The organism is Streptomyces sp. NPDC091377 (assembly GCF_044757045.1).
Taxonomy (GTDB): domain Bacteria; phylum Actinomycetota; class Actinomycetes; order Streptomycetales; family Streptomycetaceae; genus Streptomyces.
In genome coordinates this window covers 30454-52678 of record NZ_JBIVUE010000001.1, presented here as the reverse complement: position 1 = coordinate 52678, position 22225 = coordinate 30454, and the positions used below count along the sequence as shown (strand labels likewise).

At 72.2% G+C, this 22225-nt stretch carries 24 protein-coding genes; 4 read left to right on the top strand and 20 right to left on the bottom strand.

Going from position 1 to position 22225, the window contains the following annotated elements:
- Nucleotides 1-3: 3 nt before the first annotated feature.
- Nucleotides 4-477 (top strand): cation:proton antiporter regulatory subunit, encoded by a 474-nt coding sequence (locus ACIQNG_RS00255; protein ID WP_401438582.1) that lies wholly within the window; start codon nt 4-6, stop codon nt 475-477.
- Between the two features lie 408 nt (nt 478-885).
- The gene (locus ACIQNG_RS00250; protein ID WP_401481860.1) at nt 886-1896 is read left to right on the top strand and encodes an SMP-30/gluconolactonase/LRE family protein; all 1011 of its coding nucleotides are present in this window, start codon (nt 886-888) and stop codon (nt 1894-1896) included.
- A 70-nt stretch (nt 1897-1966) separates the two neighbouring features.
- Here ACIQNG_RS00250 and ACIQNG_RS00245 read toward each other — a convergent pair whose 3' ends face one another.
- From ACIQNG_RS00245 to ACIQNG_RS00150, 20 genes are all read right to left on the bottom strand, one after another.
- A complete protein-coding gene (locus ACIQNG_RS00245) occupies nt 1967-2260 on the bottom strand; it encodes an antibiotic biosynthesis monooxygenase family protein (RefSeq protein WP_401481858.1) in 294 nt (97 codons plus the stop codon).
- Between the two features lie 15 nt (nt 2261-2275).
- Nucleotides 2276-3130 (bottom strand): SDR family oxidoreductase, encoded by an 855-nt coding sequence (locus tag ACIQNG_RS00240; protein ID WP_401481856.1) that lies wholly within the window; start codon nt 3128-3130, stop codon nt 2276-2278.
- Nucleotides 3131-3161: 31 nt separating this feature from the next.
- Complete coding sequence (locus ACIQNG_RS00235; protein ID WP_401481854.1) at nt 3162-4103, bottom strand: NADP-dependent oxidoreductase; 942 nt, start codon at nt 4101-4103, stop codon at nt 3162-3164.
- Nucleotides 4104-4140: 37 nt separating this feature from the next.
- Nucleotides 4141-4656 carry a cupin domain-containing protein gene (locus ACIQNG_RS00230; protein WP_401438597.1) on the bottom strand — a complete coding sequence of 172 codons (516 nt, stop codon included), beginning with the start codon at nt 4654-4656 and terminating at the stop codon, nt 4141-4143.
- Nucleotides 4657-4672: 16 nt separating this feature from the next.
- A complete protein-coding gene (mdlC, locus tag ACIQNG_RS00225) occupies nt 4673-6322 on the bottom strand; it encodes a benzoylformate decarboxylase (protein WP_401438600.1) in 1650 nt (549 codons plus the stop codon).
- A 320-nt stretch (nt 6323-6642) separates the two neighbouring features.
- The gene (locus ACIQNG_RS00220; RefSeq protein ID WP_401481851.1) at nt 6643-7884 is read right to left on the bottom strand and encodes an MFS transporter; all 1242 of its coding nucleotides are present in this window, start codon (nt 7882-7884) and stop codon (nt 6643-6645) included.
- Between the two features lie 59 nt (nt 7885-7943).
- Entirely contained in the window at nt 7944-8462 is a 519-nt protein-coding gene (locus ACIQNG_RS00215; RefSeq protein WP_401481849.1) for a nuclear transport factor 2 family protein, read from the bottom strand.
- A gap of 75 nt (nt 8463-8537) precedes the next feature.
- Nucleotides 8538-9029: a nuclear transport factor 2 family protein gene (locus tag ACIQNG_RS00210; protein WP_401481847.1), complete on the bottom strand. Its 492-nt coding sequence runs from the start codon at nt 9027-9029 to the stop codon at nt 8538-8540.
- Complete coding sequence (locus ACIQNG_RS00205; protein WP_401481845.1) at nt 9023-9724, bottom strand: SDR family NAD(P)-dependent oxidoreductase; 702 nt, start codon at nt 9722-9724, stop codon at nt 9023-9025. Before ACIQNG_RS00205 ends, ACIQNG_RS00210 begins: the two co-directional genes overlap by 7 nt.
- 32 nt (nt 9725-9756) lie before the next feature.
- Entirely contained in the window at nt 9757-10065 is a 309-nt protein-coding gene (locus tag ACIQNG_RS00200; protein ID WP_401438615.1) for a muconolactone Delta-isomerase family protein, read from the bottom strand.
- A gap of 161 nt (nt 10066-10226) precedes the next feature.
- Nucleotides 10227-11258, bottom strand: a complete 1032-nt coding sequence (locus ACIQNG_RS00195) for an ankyrin repeat domain-containing protein (RefSeq protein ID WP_401481843.1) — start codon at nt 11256-11258, stop codon at nt 10227-10229.
- A complete protein-coding gene (locus tag ACIQNG_RS00190) occupies nt 11255-11716 on the bottom strand; it encodes a nuclear transport factor 2 family protein (protein ID WP_401438621.1) in 462 nt (153 codons plus the stop codon). Before ACIQNG_RS00190 ends, ACIQNG_RS00195 begins: the two co-directional genes overlap by 4 nt.
- A 181-nt stretch (nt 11717-11897) precedes the next feature.
- Complete coding sequence (locus ACIQNG_RS00185) at nt 11898-12368, bottom strand: nuclear transport factor 2 family protein (protein ID WP_401438624.1); 471 nt, start codon at nt 12366-12368, stop codon at nt 11898-11900.
- A complete protein-coding gene (locus ACIQNG_RS00180; RefSeq protein WP_401481840.1) occupies nt 12365-13618 on the bottom strand; it encodes a low temperature requirement protein A in 1254 nt (417 codons plus the stop codon). Before ACIQNG_RS00180 ends, ACIQNG_RS00185 begins: the two co-directional genes overlap by 4 nt.
- Nucleotides 13619-13746: 128 nt before the next feature.
- A complete protein-coding gene (gene glgA, locus ACIQNG_RS00175) occupies nt 13747-14940 on the bottom strand; it encodes a glycogen synthase (RefSeq protein WP_401481838.1) in 1194 nt (397 codons plus the stop codon).
- Between the two features lie 419 nt (nt 14941-15359).
- Nucleotides 15360-16805, bottom strand: coding sequence for an ATP-binding protein (locus tag ACIQNG_RS00170; RefSeq protein WP_401438717.1), 1446 nt, complete (start codon nt 16803-16805; stop codon nt 15360-15362).
- A gap of 66 nt (nt 16806-16871) precedes the next feature.
- A complete protein-coding gene (locus ACIQNG_RS00165) occupies nt 16872-17717 on the bottom strand; it encodes a response regulator transcription factor (protein WP_401481836.1) in 846 nt (281 codons plus the stop codon).
- Between the two features lie 113 nt (nt 17718-17830).
- Nucleotides 17831-18475, bottom strand: a complete 645-nt coding sequence (locus tag ACIQNG_RS00160) for an FMN reductase (RefSeq protein WP_401481834.1) — start codon at nt 18473-18475, stop codon at nt 17831-17833.
- Nucleotides 18472-19575 (bottom strand): LLM class flavin-dependent oxidoreductase, encoded by a 1104-nt coding sequence (locus ACIQNG_RS00155; protein WP_401481832.1) that lies wholly within the window; start codon nt 19573-19575, stop codon nt 18472-18474. The genes ACIQNG_RS00160 and ACIQNG_RS00155 overlap by 4 nt, the downstream gene beginning before the upstream one ends.
- Before the next feature lie 126 nt (nt 19576-19701).
- Nucleotides 19702-20328, bottom strand: a complete 627-nt coding sequence (locus tag ACIQNG_RS00150) for a TIGR03086 family metal-binding protein (protein ID WP_401481830.1) — start codon at nt 20326-20328, stop codon at nt 19702-19704.
- 102 nt (nt 20329-20430) lie between these two features.
- Between ACIQNG_RS00150 and ACIQNG_RS00145 the strand changes: the two genes are divergently transcribed.
- Together ACIQNG_RS00145 and ACIQNG_RS00140 are read left to right on the top strand one after the other, a co-directional pair.
- Nucleotides 20431-21279, top strand: coding sequence for a DUF6597 domain-containing transcriptional factor (locus tag ACIQNG_RS00145; RefSeq protein ID WP_401481828.1), 849 nt, complete (start codon nt 20431-20433; stop codon nt 21277-21279).
- A 171-nt stretch (nt 21280-21450) separates the two neighbouring features.
- The gene (locus ACIQNG_RS00140; protein WP_401481826.1) at nt 21451-22224 is read left to right on the top strand and encodes an SDR family NAD(P)-dependent oxidoreductase; all 774 of its coding nucleotides are present in this window, start codon (nt 21451-21453) and stop codon (nt 22222-22224) included.
- Nucleotide 22225 lies beyond the last annotated feature (1 nt).

Genomic DNA, 22225 nt, shown 5'->3' with positions numbered 1-22225 from the left:
ACCGTGCGCGCTCCCCGTCTGAGGACCACCCCGCTGCCCGGTGTGGGCGTCCAGTACGAGCTGACCACCCGTCGGCAGGACACCTTCTCCGTCATCGCCCACGGCGACGGCAGCCGTACCCTGCGCGTCCACCACGAGGCGGCGGGACTGTCGACCGAGCTGACGGCGGCCGAGGCCCTCTCCCTCACCGACGCCCTGCTGCCCGCCCCCGACCATCCCACCCTGCTGCACACCACCGACTTCGGGCTGCTCACCGACCGGGTGACCGTCACCGGGCGCTGCCACTGGAACGGCCGCACCCTCGGCGAGACCCGGCTGCGCACGGCCACCGGCGCCTCCGTCGTGGCCGTACTGCGGCGGGCCGACACCTATCCCTCGCCGGGCCCCTCGTTCCGGCTGCGCGGCGGGGACACGGTCATCGTCCTCGGCACCCAGGAGGGCGTACGGGAGGCCCGGCGGATCCTGGAACACGGCTGACCGGCCCGCCCCCTCCTCCCCCTTCACCCCCTTCACCCCCTCCTCCCCCCTTCACCCACAGAACGGCCCCGGAGTGCTCAGGCACCCTCCGGGGCCGTTTCTCATGCGCCCGCACCGGCCCGCCGGCGGCCCCTGACCGGTCCGCGCACGAGCCGCATCCGGCCCATCATGCGGAATCCGGCCAACCACATCCGGAAAGTCTCGCCACCCCAACGTAAAGTCTCAGCCGCATCCCCCTGGAATCAGCGCAGCTCATCCCCCAGATCACCACAAATAACATGCCACATGCACCATTTGGCCCTCTTGGACTGCAAGATTCCAGCCATACGTTCCTCTCGCCGAGAAGCCGCACACATTCGGCCAAACCTTCGGCGCGCTCTTGCCGCGCCGCTGACGAGAGGATCAGGGATGAGTCCCCTCCGCACCCACCGCCGGCTGGTCACCCTCGGGCTCGCGCTCGCCGGACTGCTCACCGGGCTCACGGGCACGACCACGGTGGCCGCCGCACCGCCCGCCGCCCCCGGCCACCGCTCCGTGCAGATCGAGGACACCATCGCCCTCCCCGGCGACCAGGCGTACCCCGAGGGCATAGCCGTCGACCCGCGCAACGGCGACACGTACATCACGGCCTTCAAGACCGGCGCGGTCTTCCGGGCCGCGGCCGGCCACCACCAGGCACAGCTCTTCCTGCCACCCGGAACCGACGGCCGGACGATGGCCATGGGCGCCGACGTCGACAAGCACGGCCGGCTCTGGGTGACCGACAACGACGGTGTCACCGTCTACGACCTCGCCACCAAGGCCCGCCTCGCCCGGTTCGTCTCCCCCACCCCCGGCCAGTCGGTCATCAACGACCTGGACCTCACCCCGAACGGCAACGCCTACCTCACCGACTCACTGCGCCAGCTGGTGTACCGGATCACCGTCCCGCAACTGGACGACGCCGTCGCCCACGACCCCGCGCCCCGCACCCTGACCACCGCGTACGACCTCAACGGCCTGGTCGCCCCGCACCCCGCGGGCAGCATCACCCTCAACGGCATCGAGTCCAACGCCACCGGCAGCTTCCTCATCACCGTCGACATGTCCAGCGGCGACCTGTTCCGCCTGGACACCAAGACCGGCAACGCCCACAAGGTCACGGTCAACGGCGACGCGCCCTCCCTCATCTCCGCCGACGGTCTGCTCCTGGAGAAGAACAAGCTCTGGATGGCCCACTTCGGCACCGACCGCATCAGCCGGCTGGCCCTGAGCGCCGACGGCCTGACCGCCACCATCGAACAGCAGGCCACCGACCCGACCCTGCTGCGCCCCACCACCCTGGTCCGCCGGGCCGGCTCCCTGCACGTGGTCCGCTCCCAGTTCGGCCTGACCCCCGTGACCCTCCCCTTCAACATCGCGAAGGTGACCGGGATCTAGCCCGGACACACCGAAGCCCGCCGTCTCTCCAGGAGAGACGGCGGGCTGAGGCTTGTGAGAGGGCGAGGGACTACCGCACGGTCAGATACCGCCCGGAGGCCACCGTGGACTTGTCGATGGCGGCGAGGAAGTCCTGTGTCTCCGACGCCCCGAAGAACCCCTTCATCGTCGCGTCCGCGTCCTCGGGAGTGGCCCAGTGGACGATCACCAGATACTCCCCCTCCTCGCTGCGCGTCACCTCACGCGACACGAACCCCGGCCGCTGCGCCATGTACTCGCTCTCGACCTTTTGGTCCAGCGCGTCGAACTCCTCCGTCCCGACCTCGGGTATCAGCTTGAACCGCACCGTCTCCACCGTGCTCATGTCTGTCCGCCCTTCCTATGCTTTCGGGTCTGTGAATTCACCGGCGTGAGCCCGCGCCCACTGCGCGAACTCCCTGGGCCCACGCCCCAGCACCTGCCGTACGCCCGGCCGCACCACGGAGTCGTCCAGGGCGTGCTCCGAGCCCTGGCCGTAGTACCGGAAGAACGCCTCGACGTATTCCTCGGGCATGGTGCCGTCCATCCGCCGCCGGGCCTCCGCGTCGCTGAGCCCGACGAAGGTCAGCTCCCGGCCCAGCGCCTCGCCGAGCAGCCGCAGCCGGTCCCCCGGCAGCAGCGCCCGCGGCCCGCTGAGCGCGTACGTCTGCCCCACGTGCTCCTTGTCCAGCAGCACCCGCGCGGCCACCGCGCCGATGTCGTACGGGTCGACCGAGGCGATGGCGACGTCCCCGAAGGCGTCCTCCACGACATCGCCGGCCGCGAGCTGCCCCTTCCACTGGAAGGTGTTGGACATGAACCCGCTCGGCCGCAGGATCGTCCAGGGCAGGTCCGCCTCCCGTACCGCCTCCTCGGAGCGGATCATGAAACGGGAGACCGCGTTGCCGAGGTCGCCGTCCGGGACGGAGATGCTGGACAGCAGCACCACATGCGCCACCCCGGCCGCCCTCAGCTCGGCGAGCGCCCCGGGCATGTCGGCGTACCCCGGCAGCAGGAACGCCCCGCGTACGCCGTCCAGCGCGGGCCGCAGCGAGGCGGGGTCGTTGAGGTCCCCGACCACCGGCTCGGCGCCCTCGGGCAGTCTGCCGGGCGCGGGCTCGCCGCGGACGAGCGCCCGTACCGGCCGCCCCTCGCGGGCGAGCGCGGCGACCAGCTCACCGCCGACGTTTCCGGTCGCCCCGGACACCAGGATCATCGTGTCTCCCTCCGTTGTCTCGCCCGCCCGGTCAGGACAGGTCGAGGACCAGCCTGCCGCGCACATGGCCCTGTTCACCCAGTGCGTGGGCGTGTCCCGCCTCCGCGAGCGGGAAGACCCGCTCGACGGCGGGCCGCACCCGCCCGGACGCGATCAGCGGGGCGGCCTGTCCGAGGACGGCCGCGTCCGGGCGGACGTAGGTGAAGCCGGTACGCACCCCGTGCTGCGCGGCGGCCCGCCGATGGTCCGGGCCCTCACCCTTGAGGGTGACAACGATGCCGCCGGGCCGGACCACGTCGAGCAGCCGGAAGAACTCGGCGCCGCCCATCAGGTCCACGGCGAGGTCCACGTCCTTGACGTCACGGACCATGTCGTGCGCGACCACCTCGACGGCGCCGAGGCCCAGCACGAACTCGCGGTTGCGGGCGGAGGCGGTGCCGATCACCTCGGCGCCCGCGTCGGCGGCGAGCTGGACCAGGACATGGCCGACGCCACCGGCCGCCCCGGGCACCAGAACGCGCTGCCCGGGGCGGAGGCCGCCGTGCTCGAAGAGCGTCTGCCAGGCGGTGAGCACCACCATCGGCAGGGCGGCGGCCTCCGTGATCCCCACCCCGGCCGGGACCGGGGCGAGTTCGTCCTGCGGCGCCGCCGCGTACTGGGCGTACGCGCCGGCCAGGTCCGGGAAGCGCGGCATGCCGTACACCCGGTCGCCGACGGCGAACCGGTCGGCGCCCGGGCCGGTCGCGGTGACCGTGCCCGCCAGGTCCCAGCCGAGCACGGCGGGGAGGTGCGGCAGCCCGACACCGTGTCCGGCACGGGTGGCCCAGTCGATCGCGTTGACCCCGGCGGCACCCACCCGTACCAGCACCTCGCCGGGGCCCGGCACCGGTACCGGCAGCCGCTCCACCCGCAGGGTGTCGGCGGGCCCGAATCCGTCCACGACGGCGGCCCGCATGGTCACTGTCTCCTCCACGCCTGTCCAGCCTCTCCTGCTTGCGCTGCCTCGCCGGCTAAAGCGCCAGCGTCAGACCGTGCCGGGGAGCAAGGTCCACGATCATCTGCTTCTGTTCGGGGGTCAGGGGCAGCGGCGCCTCTCCGGCGCGTGCCTCCTGGCCTATCTCGATGAAGAACTTCTCCAGATAGGCCGGGGTGAACATGAAGAGCAGATGGGCGGTCTGGAGGCCCACGTTGCGGAACCGGTGCCGGGTGCCGCGCGGCACGAACACGAAGTCCCCGGTCCCGGCGACGAAGGTCTTCTCGCCGTTGAGGAACTCGATCGTGCCGCCCAGGATCCAGAACGCCTCGTCGGCGTGCGGGTGGATGTGCGGGGGCGGCCCGCCGCCGGGCGGCACGGTCGCCTCGGCGAGGGTGAGGGTGCCGCCGGTGTTCTCGGCGGTCGCCTTGAAGGTGTAGATGGCGTCACCGAACCAGTACGTCGGCCCGGTCCCCGCCGGATGGTGCACGACGGCGCCCTCGGGGTGGTTCGCGGCCGGGGCTGCGCCCCCGGGCTGCGCGGTGGTGGTCATGCTTCTCTCCTCTCGGTCAGAGCCGGAACAGGCCGGGGTCGGAGACCACGACGTCCAGCAGCACCGGTCCGTCGGCGGTGAGCGCGTCACGCAGGGCCTCGCGCAGCCCGTCGGGTGACTCCACCCGCTCGCCGCGCACCCCGAACCCGCGGGCGATCTGCGCCATGTCGACCCCGCTGAGGTCGTACCCGGCCTCCCAGGACTTCTGGTCCTGGAGGTAGTACTTCAGCGACAGATAGCCGGAGTTGTCGGGGATGACGAAGGTGACCGGCAGATTGTGCCGGGCCGCCGTCCACAGGGCGTGGATGGTGTACTGCGCCGAGCCCTCGCCGACCACGACCACCGCACGGCGTTCGGGCCGGGCCAGCGCGTAGCCGACGGCACCCGCGAACGGGAAGCCGAGCGCGCCGGAGGCGGTGGCGAAGTAGCCGTTGTCCGCGCCGAGCGGGATCTGCTCGTGGAAGTCGGCCCGCGCGATGGGCAGCTCCTCGAACAGCACGGCGTCGTCGGGGAGTTCCTTGGCCAGCTCCTGGAACAGATACGCCTGGGTGAGCGGCGTGGACGGCTCCGGCACCGGCACCGGCTCGCGCACGGGGCTCAGCGCGACCCGCTCACGCTGCTCCACCAGCGGCACCAGCGCCTTGACGACGGCGCCGGGCGGGGCGACGAAGCTGCGCCCGGCGAGGGTCGCCGCGGCGGCCTGCGGGTCGTCGGTGACATGCAGGAAGTCGACGTCCGCGGTGAGCGTGGGCCGCGGGCTGCGGTCCAGGTCGGCGGGGGCGGTGGAGAACAGGTCCCAGGCGGTGAACAGGGTGAACGCCGGTCCGCCGAGCACCACCACGACATCGTGCTGCGCGGCGAGCCGCTCGTTGATCAGCTCGGGGATGGGCGGCAGGACACCGGCGAACAGCGGGTGGTTCTCGGGGAACGCGCCGCGGTTCCACACCGGGGCACCCCACACCCGCGCGTTGAGCTTCTCGGCGAGCGCGATCAACTCGCCGCGCGCGCCCTGCGCGTCCACCGGTCCGCCCGCGATCAGTCCGGGCCGCTCGGCCCCGTTGAGCGCGGCGGCGATCTCCTCCAGCGCGACCGGGTCCGGTACGACGGCCCGGCGCACCTGGGCGATCCGCAGCGGCTCGGGGTCGGCGGGCCGTACCCAGTCGTCCTCGGGCACGGCGACGAACACCGGGCCCTGCGGGGCCTGCCGGGCGATCTGGTACGCCTGCGCGATCATCGCCGGCACGTCCTGCGGCCGGGCGGGCTCACCGGCCCACTTGATGTACGGCTTCGGCAGCTGGGTGGAGTCCTTGGCGACCAGGAAGGGCTCGCCGAGCAGCATCTTGCGGGCCTGCTGCCCGCCGAGGATGACCATGGGGGTCTTGGCCGAGGCGGCGGTGTAGACGCTGCCCATGGCGTTGGCGAGCCCCGGCCCGCCGTTGATGATCACCAGCGAGGGTTCACCGGTGGCCTGTGCGTAGCCGTCGGCCATACCGACGACGGCGGCCTCCTGCAAGCCCATGACGAACTTGAAGTCCCCTTCGAGCCAGTTCTCGAAGAGCTTCATCTCGCTGTGGCTGGGGTTGCTGAAGACAGTGGTCAGCCCTAACTGCTTCAACACCTCCAACGTCGCGTCCCGCACGGTGCGCGTTCCGGTCTCGGGGGCCATAGGGGGATTTCACACTCCTGAATAGTTCAACGGACAAATAGGGGGGAACCCGAACGGGCCATGGGGGGAGCCTGGTGGGGGAACTGGGTGGGGGCCCTTGTGGAGGGAGCCTGGCGGGAGGGAACTCGGTGGGGGGCCTGGTGGTGAGGGACTCTGGTGGGGGGAACCCTGGTGGTGGGGGCTCCGGGCGGGGGGAGGAACACCCTTCGCTGTTCAGCGCCGGGAACCGTTCGCTTTTAGGGGCGCGGGGAACTGCGCGACCAGCCACGACGAGACGGATCCCGACCCACCGGCCGAAGCCCCCCCCACACCCCCCGGCCTCACCCGCTCGCCTTCACGGCCGCCGGCGCAGAAACCCCCTCCTCCACCCCGGCCGGCAAGGCCCCCGGGACCTTCAGGAACCGCGTCCCGAACACCGTCGGCAACGCCACCACCGCCACGATCAGCGCGGTCAGCGGCACGTCGGCGACCCCGAACGCGTCCAGCGCCCAGCCACCCACGACCGCCCCCAGCGCGACCCCCACGTTCGCCGCGGACGCGCCCAGCGTCGCCGCCAGGTCACCGCCCTCACCGGCGAGCGAGATCACCCGCAGCTGGAAGGCCGGCGTCACACCGAAGCCGACGATGCCCCACCCGGCGAGCGCGATCCCGACCAGCACCGCGTTCTCCCGGAACACGTACAGCCCGGCCAGCGCCACGACCAGCACCAGGTTCCCGATGAACATCGTCGCGGAGGCGTTGATGTCGGCGAACCGCCCGCCCGCGATGGTCCCGATGGCGCTGAACACACCGAAGATCAGCAGGAAGGCACTGACCGCGCCGCTGCCCACCCCGGTGACGTCCTCCAGGAACGGCGCGAGGAAGGTGAACGCGATGAACTGCGAGCCCATCAGCACCACCCCGGCCGCCAGCATCGCCAGCACCCGGGGGTGGAACGCGTGCCGCGCCTGCTCGGAGAGCCCGCCCGCCCCGGTGCCGTGCACGACCGACGGCACGAACGCCATCATCGCGGCCAGCGCGACCACACCGAGCACGACGACCCCGGCGAACGTGGCCTCCCAGCCCAGGTTCTGGCCGAGCAGCGTGCCCAGCGGCACACCGACCACGGTGGACACGGAGATACCGCCGAAGACCAGGCCCACGGCCTGACCGCGGTGCTCCGGCGGCACCAGTCCGGTGGCGACCGCCGACGCGGCGCCCAGGAACAGACCGTGGATGGCGCCGCACAGCACCCGGGCGACCACGAGCAGCCCGAACGCCCCGGCGAACACGGCCACCAGGTTGCCCAGGACGAACACCCCCAGCGCCACCCACAGCAGCGCCCGGCGCGGCATCCGGATGGTCGCGGCGGTCACGATCGGACCGCCGATGGAGACACCGAGGGCGTAGGCGGTGACCAGCAGACCGGCGGTGCTCAGGGAGACCCCGAGATCCTCGGAGATCAGCTCCAGGACGCCGACGATGACGAGTTCGGCGGTGCCGATGACGAAGGCACCCAGTCCGAGGGAGGCCAGCGCCAGCCGGTTACGGCCGCCTGGCCCCTTCGTGGTGGTGGAACTCATGGGTGAGCCTTTCTGGTCGGGCGGTAGGGCGGTACGGGTCGGACGCCGGCGGCGGCGGATCAGGCGTACTGGAGGTTCAGCTCGCTGATCCGGCCGTCGCGCGAGGTGAACTCGTAGTTGGCCTCGAAGCCGCCGGTGCCGCCCGGCGCGAACCGCACCAGCAGGGTGGTGCCGTCGCTCTTCGGGTTGTCCTCCAGGACGGTCAGCTTTCCGCCGATCACCTCGTTGTCGGCCCAGGCGCGGATCTCGTCGTGCCCGTTGAACTCCCGCCCCACGTCGATGAGCTGGGCGTCCGGGTGGAAGGCGTCCACCAGCGCGTCGAGGTCCTTGTCGGCGACGGCGTCCACGTACTTCTGCGCCGCCGCGTCGATGCCGCCCTCGGCGCTCTCGCTGCTCTCCACGGTGTCCGGCTCCTCGCTCTGGCTCGGCTGGTCGGTCTCGGTGGGTTCCAGGGCCAGGTCGGCGCTCTGGCTGGGGCGGCTGTCCGCGCTGTCGTCGGAGCCGTCGTCGGAGCACGCCGTCAGCAACGTGACGGCGGCGACGAGGGCCAGGGGGCCGGATATGCGGTGTCGTCGCACGGCGGTCCTTCTCTCTTCAGGCTCTCTCAGGCCCTTCACGGGCTCACGGTCGGTGGTCCTTCGCGGTGGGCGGCGTCAGGCGTACGCCATGGACACCCGGTGGATCCGGTCGTCGCGCACATCGAAGGTGTAGGTGGCCCGGAAGCCCAGCAGCGGGCCGTCCGGGTCGAAGCGCAGCAGCACCCGGGCGGCGCCGTCGGCGCCGGGGGTCTGCTCCAGTACGGTGAGCCGGCCGCCGATCACCTCGTCGTCGGCCCAGGCGCGGATCTCGTCGTGCCCGCGGAACTCCCGCCCGGTGTCGGTGACCACGGCGTCCGACGCGAACACGGCGACCAGCGCCTCGGTGTCCCGCTCGTCCACCGCGCTCACATAGCCGCGCACCGCGGGGTGCAGCGACGCCAGCGCCCCGCTGTCGTGCTGTTCGGGCGTGGCGCGCACCGCCTCCTTGGCGGCGGCGCGCACATAGTCGGAGGTGACGGCGAGCACGGCGCCCAGCACCACCACCGCGACCAGTGTGTACATGAGCGACCTGCGCCGCCCCGGACGCCGTGCGACCCGGCTCACCATGCGATCCTCCTGCGGTTGCGGAAGAAGCCCCCGGTGGGACCGGAGTCGTCGAGCCGGGCCAGCCACACCACGGTGTCGGCGCCCTTCTCCACCCCGGTCGGCGCCCAGGAACCTCCCATGTCGGTGCGGACCCAGCCGGGGCACACCGCGTTGACCTTCACCCGGGGCCCGGCCGCGGCCGACATCACCAGCGTCAGCGCGTTCAGCGCCGCCTTGGAGACGCCGTACGCGGGCGGCGAGGGCACGTTGTCGGTGAGCGCGCCGAGGCCGGAGGAGACATTGACCACCCGACCCCAGCCGCGCCGCACCATCGCCGGCACGAACGCCTGACCGGTGTGGAAGGCGCCCATCAGATGGACGTCGAGCGCCTCGCGCATCGTCGCCTCGTCCAGCGAGAAGAAGGAGTCGGTGGGGTAGACGCCCGCGTTGTTGACCAGGACGTCCACGTCGACCCCCGCGTCCGCCAGCCGGGCGGCGCACGCGGTGACGCTGTCCCGGCTGGTGACGTCGAGTTCCTCGACGCGGACCCGGCCGCCGTCGCTCTTGAGCCGACGGGCCGCCTCCCGGCCGCGCGCGGCATCACGCGCGCCCAGCACCACGTCGTGCCCGGCGGCGACGAGCTGCCTGCACGTCTCCAGGCCGATGCCCCGGTTGCCGCCGGTGACGAGTGCGGTACGGGTCCTGGACCGGCTCACGGGCGTTCTCCTCACTTCTCGCGTCCGCGGGGTCAGACCTTGTAGCGCTGCTTGACGTCGTCGGCGAAGCCGAGGTAGTCACGCAGCGGCCACACCTCCTCGAACTCCAGGTACTCGCGCATGGGCAGCCGGCCGAGCGCGGTGCGGTCCAGCTCCTCGGCGTCGGGCGAGTCGATGATGGCGATCACCCGCTTCTGCGCGGCGACCTTCCAGATGCCCACACAGAAACCGGAGTCCAAGGTCTCCTGCGCGTGCTCGGCCTCCTCCTGTTCGAGCTCCCAGAGCTCGTCGAGGCTGAGGCGGCCCTCGTGGTTCCACTTCATCTGGACGTAGAAGAGCATGGGACGACTCCCGTCGCTTTCAGGGACGTTCACGTTCAGGGACTGGCACGTGCCGTGGGGGGTGACGGATCAGGGGACGGCGCCCCGGGCCCCGGACCACTGGGCTATTGGGGCTGCCGGACCACCGGACCACCGGGCCACTGGGCTACTGGGCTACTGGGCTACTGGGCGCGGTCGCGGATCTGCTCGGCCAGCGGGTGGCCCGCGCCGAACACCTCCACGGCCAGGTCGAGCGCGGTCTTGCCGTCGTGGGCGACCAGGTCGAGCCGGGCGCCCGCCTCCACGAGGGTGCGCGCGCAGTCCTCGTAGCCGTGCCACAGGGCGTCGTGCAGCGGGCTGTAGCCGTTGGTGGCGCCGATGAAGTCCAGGTCGATGCCGTCCTGGCGGACCAGGTCGGCGGTGATGCCGGCGTGCCCGTTGTAGACGGCCTTGTGCAGCGGCACCGCGCCGAACGTGGGCTCGACGGCGTTGACGTCGGCGCCGGCCGCGAGCAGCAGCCGTACGATCTCGTCGTGGCCGTCGCGGGAGGCGACCAGCAGCGGGGTGTGACTGTCGTTGAAGCCGCCCACGTTGGGGTAGCGCTCGTCCACCTCGGCACCGTCCGCGAGGAGCTTGCGCACCCGGTCGGTGTCGCCCTCGGCGGTCGCCGCCATCAGCTCCTGGCGGGCGATCGCCGCGTCGTCGGCGGCCTTGCGGTCCTTCAGATGCCGCTCGGCCCGGAGCAGCTTGTCCTTGCCGAAGGTGTTCACGTTCAGCTCGTACTGGAAGTGCTCCTCCAGCGAGAACCCGTAGTGCGTGTAGATCTTCAGCGAGGTGCCCTGGTCCAGCAGGTACGCCGCGATGTCCGGGTACTTGTACCAGAGGGCGTCCATCAGCGCGCTGTGCCCGGTGGTCGGGGCGATGGCGTCCACGAACGCGCCCGCCTCCACCAGCGCCCGCACCACGTCGAGGCTGCCGCCCTGGCACGCCTTGTGCAGCGCGGTGGCGCCCCCGCGGCGGTCGGCGGTCAGCACATCGGCGCCGGCCCCGATCAGCGCCCGCACGGACGCCGGGTCGGCCTGCCCCGCGGCGATCATCAGCACGGTCAGCCCGGAGGCGTCGTCCCGGGCGCTCGGGTCGGCCCCGGCGGCGAGGAGCCGCTCCACGGCGGCGGTGTCCCCGCCGCGCACGGCGGCGATCAGCTCGGCGCTCATCGGACGGCCTCCGCAGCACTCGTGTCACCGGTCGTGTCGCCCCGCAGCGCGCGGATGATCTGGGAGGGGTCGGTGTACGACTTCCAGCGCGTGATCTTCCCGTCGTTCACGGTGAGCCACTGGACGAACTCGATCTGGAACTCGACGCCGGTCTCCTTGACGACGGAGACCTCGCTGATCACCCCGGCCGCCTGGTTGCCGTCGACCACCAGGTTGACCAGCTTCTCGAACTTCACGTCGACGGCGCCGGTGAAGACCTGGAGGGTGCCGAGCACCGCCTCGCGGCCGTGGACGGTACCGATCCACTTCATGTCGTCGTTGTAGCCGGGAACGGGCGCGTAGTTGATCCACTCGACGTTCTCGTCCAGGGTGTTCAGCGCCGTCTCGAAATCGCCTCCGGTCAGTGCGTCGAACCACTGCTGGGCGACTTTCCTGGTCTCTTCGGTCGTATTGCTCATGACGTCTCCTCGACAGGGGCACGGGTGCCGAACGGCCGCGCGGGAATTCCCGGAAAAATGATTCGTGGTCCGCTCAACCCGCGGCAAGGAATGGGTGGTTGACTTCCTGACTTCACCCCGGCCCCCTTTCCGCTCCGGATCAGCCGCTCCGGATCAGCCGCTCTGGATCAGCCGCTCTGGATCAACCGCCCTGGGCGCTCTGCGCCTGTGCCGCCAGGGTCAGCAGTTGCTGGTTCCCGTCGGCCCAGGTCGTCGTCATCACGATGCCGCTGATCCGCCAGCCGGCGTCCGTGCGCACCAGTTCGAAGCGGTACTTGCCGCCGAGGGTCCACAGCGGCCCGCCGTGCTCGTTGGGCATCCGGTGGGTGGCCTGGAACATGGCGGTGGCCACGGCGGTGTCGCCGTCCACGTCCACCAGGTAGTTGCTCAGCAGATGCTGGGTGGTGGCGAAGGCGCCGAGCAGCCCCGACCAGGCGGCGACCAGCCCCTTGGCGGTCACGGTGGCGGGTTCACCGCCGTTCAGGCTGGTGTAGTCGAGCTGGATCTCGTCGGCGAACACGCTCTCCAGCGCATCCCATTCGGCCGCGTCGATGAACCAGGCCATACGGGTGCAGGTGTCGATGACGTCCAGGCGGTCGGCCACGGAACTCATGGGCGGGGTACCTCCGGTTGTGCGCCGACGCGCGGCGGCGGGGGGATGGGGACAGGAGCGGGGCTCCCGGTGGGCGGACCGGGGGCGGGCCGGTCCAGGCGCCGGGACCAGCGGTGCTCGCTGACCAGCCCGGCGACGATGAGCAGCCCGAGCAGCACGACCTCGCCGACGGCGCTGGTGTACCGGCCCATGGCGACCGCGCCGAGCGCGGCGACCGAGGCCACCAGATGGAAGCGCTGCGGGCCGATCTTGAGGATGCCGTGGAACCAGGCGATGCCCGCGAGATACAGCGAGACCCCGCCCGCCAGCGCCAGCGCGGGCGCCAGGTCCAGCGGGGCGAAGGGATGCACGATGGTCTTCTTCACGGCCGAGGCGACCAGGATCAGCCCCAGCAGCATCGGCACATGGGCGTAGAAGAACGCGCTCAGCGCCAGCCGGGAGCGCCGCGGACTGCTCTGCCGCTCCAGCGCCAGTTCGGCCCGGCGCGCCTTCTCCGACTCGTCGAAGTACACCCACCACAGACAGGCCGGGATGACGAAGATCAGCACCGCGGTGGTGACCACCGACAGCCCGGCCTGGCCCCCGTCCATGCCGATGCCGAGCGCGAGGAACGAGTCGCCCAGCGCGATGATCATCAGCAGTCCGTGGCGCTCCACGAAGTGACCGGGCCGCAGCTGGAACCCCGACACCCCGGTCACCACCGGCGCCACGACCTCCAGCAGCACCGCCCCGCCCCACAGCAGATAGGGCAGGGTGCCGTCCAGGAAACCGGCGGTGATGATCAGCCCGGCGGCGGCCGTGTGGAACGGGGCGATGCGCAGCATGTTCCGGGCCGCCCTGGGCCCGCCGAACGCGAACAGCGCGGCGTGCACGGCCACGATCAGCAGATAGCCCACGCCGAAGGCGATCCCGTCGCCGTGGAACGCGTTGGGCGTGGCGAGGCCCAGCACCAGGAACGCGGCCATGCCCAGCAGAAGCAGCAGCCGATGCCGCCGGCGGTGCGGCGGCAGATGGTTGGTCAGCCAGGCGTAACCGCCGTACATCCACCACAGCAGCCAGAAGATCAGCAGGACCTGTAACAGCCCCCGGGGGGTCATGTCGTCGCTGAGCAGCCGGGCGAGCTGGGTGAAGTTGAAGACGAAGGCCAGGTCGAAGAAGAGCTCCAGGGTGGTGACCCGGGTCTCGCCGTGCCGAACCGTCGACGCGGCCGGCGCGATCGACGGGGGCGACGGGGAGTGCGCTTCCGACATGTCCGCGAACGTAGCGGCGCCCCGGGTGGGCGGGTCAACGCATTCGAACGGACTCCCTGAGGTCGCCCCCCGCCCCTCCCCACCGTCCCCGCGTCACCACCCCGCCGGCATCTCCCCCCGTCCCCGCGTCACCCCTCCAGCACCTCCCGGTAGATCGAGTGCACGGCGTCGGCCGCCCGGTCCCAGCCGAAGCTGTGCTCGGCGCGGGCCCGCCCGGCCGCGCCCATCGCGCGGGCCCGTTCCGGCTCCGCCAGCAGCCGGTTGATCGCGGCGGCGAGATCGGCCGCGAACCGCTCCGGCGCCAGCGGCGTCCCGGTCCCGTCGTCGCGCTGCTCGACCGGCACCAGCAGCCCGGTCTCCCCGTCCACCACCACCTCCGGTATCCCCCCGGTCGCCGTCGCCACCACCGCCGTACCGCACGCCATGGCCTCCAGATTGACGATGCCCATCGGCTCGTAGAGCGAGGGGCACACGAACACCGTGGCGTGGGTGAGCAGTTGCCGCAGCGACACCGCGTCGAGCATCCCGTCGATCCGTACGACACCCCCGCGCCGGGCCGCGAGTTCATCGGCGAGTACGGCGGTCTCCGCGGCGATCTCCGGAGTGTCCGGCTGCCCGCAGCACAGCACCAACTGGGCCGCCGGGTCCACCGCGAACGCGGCGCGCAGCAGTTGGGGCAGCCCCTTCTGCCGGGTGACCCGGCCGACGTAGAGCACGATGGGCCGGCCGGGGTCCACGCCGTGCCGGCGCAGCGCCCCGGTGCCCGGGTCGGGGGCGTGCACGGCGGTGTCGATCCCGTTGTGCGCCACCCGCACCCGCGCCGGATCCACCCCCGGGTAGACCCGCAGGATGTCGGCGCGCATCGCCGCGGACACCGCGATCACCGCGTCCGCCTGCTCCAGCGCGGTCCGTTCCACCAGCGACGACAGGGCGTATCCGCCCCCGAGCTGCTCCGCCTTCCAGGGCCGCAGCGGCTCCAGGCTGTGGGTGGTGACGACATGCGGGATCCCGTAGCGCACCTTGGCCAGCGCCCCGGCGGCGTTGGCGTACCAGGTGTGGCTGTGCACCAGGTCGGCGCCCGCGCAGCCCGCCGCCATGGACACGTTCGCGCCCAGCGTCCGCAGCGCCGCGCCCGCCTCCGGGCCGAGGTCCGGCTCGGGATGCGCGAACACCCCGGGCTCGTCGCGCGGCGCCCCGACGCAATGCACGCGCAGCGCGACCCGTTTCCGTAATTCCCGGGAGAGTTCCGCGACATGGACTCCGGCTCCGCCGTAGATCTCCGGCGGATATTCCTTGGTGAGCAGATCGACGCGTGGCTTCATCCGATTCCCTGTCCGACTTCCTGAACTCGGCGGTCCGGCCCTTGCGTTTCCCTTACGACGGCCAGGTCCGCCCGTGTACGAGAGCCGGGTCGGTCATGGCAGCGGTACGGGCCTTTCGGCGGGGCCCGCGCCGGACCGGGAAACCGTGTTCCCGGAATCCACCGCGCATCCCGCCCGGAGCACGCTAAACGATCAGCGGGCTTCGACGGGCGCCACGAAAAGGAACCGAAGTCCGAAAAGCATCCGGAGTCCGGGAAGAGACCGGGGTGCGAAAAGGGGCCGGGGTACGGAAAGGCGCCGGAGTGCGGGCGGAGAAGGGCCCGCTCAGCCCTAGGGTCTGTCGTTTGGATCATCCCGGCGTCGCGGGGTCGCCGAGCAGCGCCGTTTCCTCATAGCCAGGCTGATCCAAACGACAGACCCTAGTCCGCCCCGTGCGCCGCCGCTCCCCCGCCCACCGTGAACCCGATCACCGAGCCCCCGCCCTCACGCCGGTGGGCGAACGGGGCGCCGCCGTGGGCCAGCGCCACCTCGCGGACGATGGACAGACCGAGCCCGGAGCCGGGCAGGGCGCGGGCGTCGGCGGTGCGGAAGAACCGGTCGAAGAGCCGCTCCAGATCGGCCTGGGCGACCCCCGGCCCCCGGTCCAGCACCTCCACCAGGACCGTGCCGGGCCGGGCGGGACCGGCGACCACGATCTCGATGGGCGCGCTGCCGTCCCGGTCGAACTTGGCCGCGTTCTCCACCAGGTTGGTCAGCGCCCGGGTCAGCATCTGCGGCCGGCCCCCGCCGGTGACGGTGTGGCCGCCCGCCCTGACCACGACCCGCCGCCCGGTGCGGCGCCGCGCCACCTCCGCCACGTCCTCGGCGAGATCGGCGAGGTCGACCCGCTGCGGCGGCTCGGTGTCGGACTGGCCCGCCGCCAGATCGACCAGTTCGTTGACCAGGTCGGTCAGCTCCCGCGCCTCCAGCCCCAGATCGGCGACCAGTTCCTCGCGCGCCTCCGGCGGCAGTTCGTCCATCCGGCGCAGCAGGGAGATGTTGGTCCGCAGCGAGGTCAGCGGGGTGCGCAGTTCGTGCCCCGCGTCCTGGACGAGCCGGCGCTGGTCGTCCTCCGACTGGGCGAGCCGGCCCAGCATCCGGTCGAAGGCCCGGCCGAGCCGCCCCACCTCGTCGGTGCCGGAGACGGGGACGTCGATCCCGAGCCGCCGGGTGCGGGCGACAGCCTCGGCGGCGGAGGTCAGCATCACCAGCCGCCGGGTGATCCGCCGGGCCAGCCACCAGCCGAACAGCCCGGCACCGGTGACGACCGCCGCCATCACCAGCAGGGTGCGCCGCTGGAGGCTGCGCAGCAGATCCTCGGTGTCGCTGAACTCCTGCGCGACCTGGACCGCGCCCCGGCCCTCACCGAGCGCGACGGTCGCCACCCGGTACACGTCGTCCCCGACGTCGACCTCCTCGTGCACCACGAGGTGCCCCGCGTCCGGGGCGGCGGCGACCACCACGTCCGAGGCGACCACCGGCAGCCCAGGACTGCCCTTGTCCACCACCCCGCCCGTGGGCCCCAGCACCTGCACATCGGTGCGGGCGGGCCGGACCAGGTCGTGGCCCGGCGCGGAGGAGGAGAAGTCCCGGGGCGACATCCGCCGCTCCCGCACCTCGCCCTGGAGGTCCTTGACCACCTCGTCGAAGACGGACTGCTGGTCCACCCGCAGCAGCCGGGCCGCGGCACTGTAGGAGAGGAGCCCGACGACGACGGTGACGGCGGCGGCCACCAGCGCGAACGACATCGCGAACCGGGCCCGCAGCGACACCAGCCCACCGGCGCCCGAGGCCCCGGCCCCACCGCGCCGGACCCGCCGTGACACCCCGCGCAGCCGGCCCCCGACCCACCGGAGCCGTCCCCGCCACCCGCCGTCGTCCACCCCTGCCACTCAGTCCTCCCGCAGCACGTACCCCACCCCGCGGACCGTGTGGATCAGCTGGGGGGCGCCGGGGGCGTCGAGCTTGCGGCGGAGGTAGCCGACGTAGACGGCGAGGTTCTTGGAGCCGGGGCCGAAGTCGTAGCCCCAGATACGGTCGTAGATCGTGGCGTGGTCGAGGACGATGCCCGCGTTGCGCATCAGCAGTTCCAGCAGCTCGAACTCGGTACGGGTCAGCTCCAGCTCCCGCCCGTCCCGCCACACCCGGCGGGCGTCCGGGTCCATCCGCAGCCCGGCGGCGACAAGCTGCCGCGCGGCGACGGCGGACGGGGTGGGCGTCGAGGGTGCGGCGGGTACGGAGGGTACGGCGGGTACGGCGCGTGCCGCAGCGGCCGGGTTCGGCACCTCATCAACCGCCCTGTCGCCGCCGCCGTTACCACCGCCGGTGCCGTTGCCGTTGTTGTTGCCGTTGTTGTTGCCGTTTCCGCTTCCGCCCGTGCGGCGCAGCAGTGCCCGCAGCCGGGCGAAGACCTCCTCGACGTCGAACGGCTTGACGACATAGTCGTCGGCCCCCGCGTCCAGGCCCGCGATCCGGTCCTGGGTCTCCACCAGCGCGGTCAGCATCAGGATGGGCGTGCGGTCGCCCTCGGCACGCAGCACCCGGCACACCTGGAGGCCGTCGATGCCCGGCATCATCACATCCAGCACCAGAACGTCCGGCGGGGTGCGATGGGCGCTGGCCAGCGCCTCGACCCCGTCGGCCACGGCGGTCACCCGGTAGCCCTCCAGGGTGAGGGCGCGCTCCAGGGCGTGCCGGATCGCGCGGTCGTCTTCGGCGAGGAGCACAGTCGGGGCCACCGCCCCAGTGTGACAAAACCCCGGAGCCCCACACCGGGGTGCGGGGCTCCGGGGCCGCCTTCTTACTGGGCTCTCACCGGAGCCGGCCGGCCGGCCCGCCCCGGCCCTTCGGATCAGCCGGCCCGCACCGCCGCGAGCTGCTCCTCGAACGGGACCACCTCGAACGCCGCGTCGGACACCGCCGCCGGACCCCGCTCGGGTGAGCGTCCACTCACCGGCCGCCGCCCGGCGGGCACGGCGGTCGTGCCCGGCCCGCTCATCAGGGCGGCCAGTTCCCCGGCGGCCCGGGCGATCCGGCCGTCCAGGCCCTCGGCGCCCCAGTCCTCCGAGGCGGAGTACACCCCGGTCGGCACGACCGCGGCCCGCAGATACGAGAAGAGCGGGCGCAGCGCGTGGTCCAGGACCAGCGAGTGGCGCGCGGTGCCACCGGTCGCGGCGATCAGCACCGGCTTGCCGTCCAGCGCGTCCTTGTCGAGCACGTCGAAGAACGACTTGAACAGCCCGCTGTACGAGGCGGTGAACACGGGCGTGACCACGATCAGCCCGTCCGCGTCCGCCACCGCGTCCAGCGCCGCGCCCAGCTTCGGGCCGGGGAACCCATTGGTGAAGTGGTGTGCGATCTCCACCGCCAGTTCCCGCAGCTCGACGACCCGCACCTCGACCGGCACCGTCTTCTCGACGGCGGCGGCGAGCCGGTCGGCCAGCAGCCGGGTGGACGACGGGACACTCAGCCCCGCCGCCACGACGACGAGCTTCATACGGCAGTCACCTCCTGCTCCGTGCTCCGGCGGGCGGCGGCCAGCAGCGACGCGTGCGTCGGCGCCTCCGGCACCTCGGCCGGCCGCCCCGCCGCGAACTCCTTGCGCAGCACCGGCACGACCTCCTCGCCCAGCAGGTCGAGCTGTTCGAGGACGGTCTTCAGCGGCAGCCCGGCGTGGTCCAGCAGGAACAGCTGACGCTGGTAGTCACCGGCGTACTCGCGGAAGCTGAGCGTCTTCTCGATCACCTGCTCCGGCGAGCCCACGGTCAGCGGGGTCTGCTCGGAGAAGTCCTCCAGGGACGGTCCGTGTCCGTAGACCGGCGCGTTGTCGAAGTACGGCCGGAACTCACGCACCGCGTCCTGCGAGTTCTTCCGCATGAACACCTGCCCGCCGAGCCCGACGATCGCCTGTTCGGGCGTGCCGTGGCCGTAGTGGGCGTAGCGCCTCCGGTACAGCTCGACCATCCGCTTGGTGTGGTCGGCCGGCCAGAAGATGTTGTTGTGGAAGAACCCGTCGCCGTAGTACGCGGCCTGCTCCGCGATCTCCGGCGAGCGGATCGAGCCGTGCCAGACGAACGGCGGTACGTCGTCCAGCGGACGGGGCGTCGAGGTGAAGCCCTGCAACGGGGTGCGGAACTTCCCCTCCCAGTCGACGACGTCCTCGCGCCACAGCCGGTGGAGCAGGGCGTAGTTCTCGACGGCGAGGTTGATGCCCTGCCGGATGTCCTGCCCGAACCAGGGGTAGACCGGACCGGTGTTGCCGCGGCCCATCATCACGTCCACCCGGCCGTCGGCCAGGTGCTGAAGCATCGCGAAGTCCTCGGCGATCTTCACCGGGTCGTTCGTGGTGATCAGGGTGGTGGACGTGGACAGGATCAGCCGCTCGGTGCGGGCCGCCACATAGCCGAGCATGGTCGTCGGCGAGGACGGCACGAACGGCGGGTTGTGGTGCTCACCGGTGGCGAACACGTCCAGCCCGACCTCTTCGGCCTTGAGCGCGATCGCGACCATGGCCTTGATCCGCTCGCGCTCGGTCGGCGTCCGTCCCGTGGTCGGGTCCGGGGTCACATCCCCCACGCTGAAGATCCCGAACTGCATGGTCGCTCACCCTCCAGATTGTTGACGGTTCAACTATACCCGGAGAACAGACCCCCCTCGCCCACTATTCCCCGGCCGACCTCCCACCCCGGACCCCCACCCCTCAACCCCTCCCCTTCCCTCTCCTCACGGCCGCCAGCCCGGCTCCCGCCCGGTCAGCGCCAGCAGCCGCTCGAACCCCGAGGCGCCCTCCGCCACCGGCACCGGCTCCCCGAACACGCCCTGTGACCGCGCCGTCGGCCCCAGCTCGGCGACCGCCCCCGTCAGCCGCTCCACCACCGCCGCCGACCCCTCGTCCACCCGGTACTCCTGTCCCGTGGCCCGCGCCAGATCCCACCCGTGCACCGTCAGGTCCAGCAGCGCCATCGCCCCCACCAGCGCGGCCGGCATCCGCCACGCCCCCGTCGTGCCCTCCTCGGCACCGGGCGCCGCCCACGCCGCCACCAGCAGCTCCGTCTCCGCCGCGAACCGCTCCCGCCAGCCCGGGTCGCTCCCCACCAGGTCCGGGATGCCGCCGGAGAAGTCCGCCGCCTCCTTCGCGGCCAGCTTCCGGAACTCGATCACCACCTGGAACACATGGTTGACCAGCGCTTTCACGTCATACTCCGCACACGGCGTCCGCGCGCCGAGCGCCGCGTCGGGCACCGCCCGCACCACCGGCACGGCCCGCTCCCGCGCGATCCCCAGCAACTCGGCGATCCCGTACACGTCCGTGCCCGCGCCCGTGCCCGATGTCCCGCTCTCGATGTCCATGGCACCGACGGTAGGAACCCGACCCGGCCGGAGCTTGAAAAAACACGACGGTACCCGGGACAGCCGGGGCAGCGGCGCGGAGCCCCGCCGTACGATCCGACCATGGCCCCAGCCCGCCCCGAGCCCCCCGACCCCCACGAGTCCCGGGACACGCGCGGCATCGTCGACCCCGCCGGGCTGCTGACCCGCGTCCGCTTCCGCCGCCACCCGCCCGCGGAGCCGCTGCGCCACTGGGTGGAGACGTACTGGCTGATCGACTGGGACCTCCCCGAGCCCTACGCCTCGCACATCGTCCCGCACCCCTCGGTCAACCTCACCTTCCAGTGGGACGAGGACGAGGGCCCGCCCTACGCCGAGGTCACCGGCATCCCGCTCGGCCTCTACACCCGCAAGCTCACCGGCCGGGGCCGGGTGTGCGGGGTGAAGTTCCGCCCCGGCGGCTTCCGCCCCTACGCCCCCGGCCGCCCCGCCGGCCACTGGACGGGCCGGGTCGAGAGCGCCGGGACGGTCTTCCCCGCGGCCACCCCGGAACGGGCCCGGTCCGTCGTGACCGCCCCCACCGACACGGACCGCCGCACCGCTCTCGACACCTTCCTCCTGTCCCTCGCCCCCGCGCCCGACCCCCAGGCCGACCTCGCCATGGACCTGGTCCGGCACATCCGCGCCGACCGGTCCGTCCGCCGGGTCACCGACATCGCCCCCGACCTCTCGGTACGGGCCCTGCAACGCCTCTTCTCCGGGTACGTCGGCGTCCCCCCGAAGTGGGTCATCCTGCGCTACCGCATCCACGAGGCCCTGGAACACGCCGGTACCCGCCAGGACGTCGACTGGGCCGCCCTGGCCGCCGACCTCGGCTACGCCGACCAGGCCCACCTGATCCGCGACTTCACCAGAACGGTCGGCGTGCCCCCGACGACCTACGCGACCACCAGCACCGGCACCGCCTCCTGAAGGCGGCTCCGCCACCAGCCGCGACCCTGGGAAGAGCTACTGTCCATCGGTACGCAGTCACCAGGTGAAGACGGGGGCCGAGTCGCACATCGAACAGGCCCAACGGGCCCGCACGCACGACGACGACCGACCCCAGCCCTGAAGCCCGATCCCCACCCCGAGGAGCCTCGAATGACGACGCCCATCGCCCCCGCCTCCCGCATCGCCGTGATCACGGGCGCCAGCAGCGGAATCGGCGCGGCGACGGCCCGGCACCTCGCGGCGGCCGGCTACCGGGTGGTGCTGACGGCCCGCCGCAAGGACCGTATCGAGGCACTGGCGGAGGAGATCACGACGGCGGGCGGCAAGGCGACGGCATACCCGCTGGACGTCACCGACCGCGCGGCCGTGGACGAGTTCGCGACGGCGTTCAAGACGATCGGCGTCCTGGTGAACAACGCGGGCGGCGCGCTCGGCCTGGACTCGGTGGAGAGCGGCGACCCGGAGGACTGGCGCCGGATGTACGAGACGAACGTCCTCGGCACCCTCCACCTCACCCAGGCCCTGCTCCCCAAGCTGGAGGCGAGCGGCGACGGCACGGTGGTCGTGGTCTCCTCGACGGCGGGCCACGGCACGTACGAGGGCGGCGCGGGCTACGCGGCGGCGAAGCACGGCGCCCACGTCCTCACGGAAACCCTCCGCCTGGAGATCGTCGGCCGCCCGGTCCGGGTCATCGAGATCGCCCCCGGCCTGGTCAAGACCGACGAGTTCGCCCTGACCCGCTTCGCCGGCGACGAGGCCCGCGCCGCCAAGGTCTACGACGGCGTCCCGGCCCCCCTCACCGCCGACGACGTGGCCGACACCATCACCTGGGCGGTGACCCGCCCCAGCCACGTCAACGTCGACCTCCTGATCCTCCGCCCCCGAGCCCAGGCATCGAACACCAAGCTGCACCGGGAGATGTGAG